The following is a 2,604-nucleotide window of genomic DNA, read 5'->3' on the forward strand; positions in this document are numbered from 1 at the left end:
TGACCTGCTGTTTAAAATAGTTCTGTTTTTCCCAATCCATTCTGCATTGATGTTCTTTATATTAAGATTTTATATCTCTGTCATTGACGGTTCCCATAAAATCGTTCCAGTGCTTTCTCGAAGGCACCTATCCCGGAAAAAAAGCTTCCTATCTTTACATCTTCAAACAGGTAAGGCATAGCGCTATATAAAGCTTCAAAAATACTGGTTAAGACATTCACTACAATCGAATTTCCTGCCTGCTTATATGCCTGGCTGTTACTGATGCCCGCTTCCAGGACCTTCTGGTAATCTTCATCATCAAAACCCATCAGCCTGAAGCACTCTAATGGTGTAAGCCGCCTGATACGAAGGATTGATTCCAGCCTGCACAGGGAATTTCCCTGCGCAGTGATTGTCGGGCAGATGGTCCCATGTCCCTGTACCCGGCCCCGTTTTCCGGCAGCATTCGGATAGGCGATATTTACAACTCCCTCTGCCATACATTCCTCGTAGCCTTTTACGGTGTCCTGCCGCACCAGAATGATGTTATCCTTCTGTACGGAGGTAATCGCATAGCTGCACCAAGGTTTATCCTTTAGTTCCAGGTGCTGTTCGACTCTTCCCTCTTCATTATACCTTCCACGGATTGCCCCCACTTCCAGAATCTTTGTCTGGTCGTGGCTCGCAAGCTGGGTATTGGCAGTTCCCATCCCTGATAGTATAACACTCTGTTGGGAATTTCCAATACTTCCGACCACGGTTATTTTACTTCTTCCGGCACCGCTTGCCAGCAAAGTAGGGCTGGAACCGATTGCAGAGTATACCCTGCCAGTCTGGGGATCGCCAAGATACCCCTGAACCTGTCCAACTTTATACAGTTTATTTTCCCACTGTTTCAGTTCCTCTTCCCCAGGCATATACAGAAGCGCTTTCCGCTCCTTCATGTCTGTAATCAGTTTCTGCACTTTATCATCTGACAGATAATATTTCTCATCTACCTCATCTTCAAGGATATCCATCAGCCGCCTCCCGTTTTCCATTGGCTCTGGGAATACAAATTTTCCATTATCACATTCCTTTTTAATCAGGACGAGGTATACCCGTTCCCGGTTTTGCGGAATCCCATAATTTTTCGCGTTCAATATCTTCCAATAGGTGTTGTATCCATATTCCTGCAATTCCTGCTCAAATAGACGGAATGTGCTGTTTAGAAACCTTGCCTGAACAATATTCTTTACATTCTCATAAATTCCAAACATCGGCTTTACTTCCCGGATAACCCGAAGCCACTCTACAAGGAGAGAGGACCTTGTTTTATCCAGATTCTTTGAGCCGCATTTTTCACAAAAATCCCGTTTGCTCCAATGTACCTGCAGCGGGTTTACCTCATGCCCGCAATCTCTGCACCTCCAGACGGAACCGGCCAGCTTCCCACTTAGGGAGAAATCCTGACACGGGCTTCCACCGCAGATAAAGTTGAAATAAGGTAGCTTTTTCTCATCAACTTTCGTAATATCCCCAAGGTTGGCACTCTCGTCAACCCCATGTATGGCGCAATAACTTTTTACTGCATATTTGTCAAACTCACAAAAATTTATTAATTTATAATCCAATTCCCTTCTTAGAGGGTGTAGCTACACATTTTACCCGGGATTACCTCTTACCTCCTTTCAAATGTTTGAATGTAATCAGTTTCCGAATAAGTTACGAGCTACTGGTACAAATTAAATTTCTATGACTGCTGAATTTTTATTGGATTGGGCTTAACCACCCCCTTTCAAAGATTTGCCTTCATCTTATCTTGCCTTATGTCTCGTTTTTTTCTCTATCTGTGCCGCCGGTTGGATTGCAAGGCTCCCGGCATCAAACTGGTAAACCATATTAGAGACCTGGCCAGGGAACACTTCTGCTCTTTTATCCATCTCATTTACTATTTCCTGCAAAGTTTCCAAACTGTGTCCTGATATTGGACAGACAAGGATTTTATCATTTGATAACGGCATAACATACAGATCATCATCCAAACGCCTTGAGATTTCACTCAAACCCTCGGGATAGAACATGATTGCAATCCCATTCTCGCTGTACACCCCGTAATAGTCTTTTGTGTCTGGAAGCGCCCCGCTTAATGCCCCTAATGTATGAGCCAGAACAGCTCTGCTCGTATCCAAAACCGTCTGAAAGCGTTCATTTATATCGAAATATTTGACTTTATCAAATAATTCCTGCACCGTAAGTCCCCACTGCTTTAAATGATCATTTAAGACAGGTCTTTTATAATACAGAGGCCACTGCTCCTCCTCGTCATAGACCTCATCAAAAAACTGAAAATATACAGCCATATCCCCAACAGGCAGATATGGTATATCATTCCCTTCCAGCTTTTCGGCTGCCTTTTCAAAATTAGCCGCCCAAATCGTAACATTTTCTAACTGCTCAATCGTTTCAATAGCACGCTTTTTTTCAAAATAATCGCAGATACTGCTTGCCTGGGCCGTTAATTCTCCTTCTTTCCACTGTCTATATAAGGTCTGGATTGACAGTGACTGGCTACACACAGACGGCTGCATAAGTTCAAGGGCTATTTCCTCATTGTCCGTACCTTCTGCTATTACTATCAAT

Annotated in this window: 2 protein-coding genes; both read right to left on the reverse strand. The window is 43.5% G+C overall.

The annotated features are described in order from the left end of the window. Positions 1-80: 80 nt before the first annotated feature. On the reverse strand, positions 81-1,595 hold the full coding sequence (gene dcm, locus ABIN22_RS23315; protein ID WP_346911600.1) for a DNA (cytosine-5-)-methyltransferase: 1,515 nt from the start codon (positions 1,593-1,595) through the stop codon (positions 81-83). 183 nt (positions 1,596-1,778) lie between these two features. Then, on the reverse strand, positions 1,779-2,604 hold an 826-nt coding region (locus ABIN22_RS23320), incomplete at its 5' end, for a DUF5688 family protein (protein ID WP_346911602.1).

It is taken from the genome of Faecalicatena orotica, assembly GCF_905197545.1.
Lineage (GTDB): Bacteria > Bacillota > Clostridia > Lachnospirales > Lachnospiraceae > Faecalicatena_A > Faecalicatena_A orotica.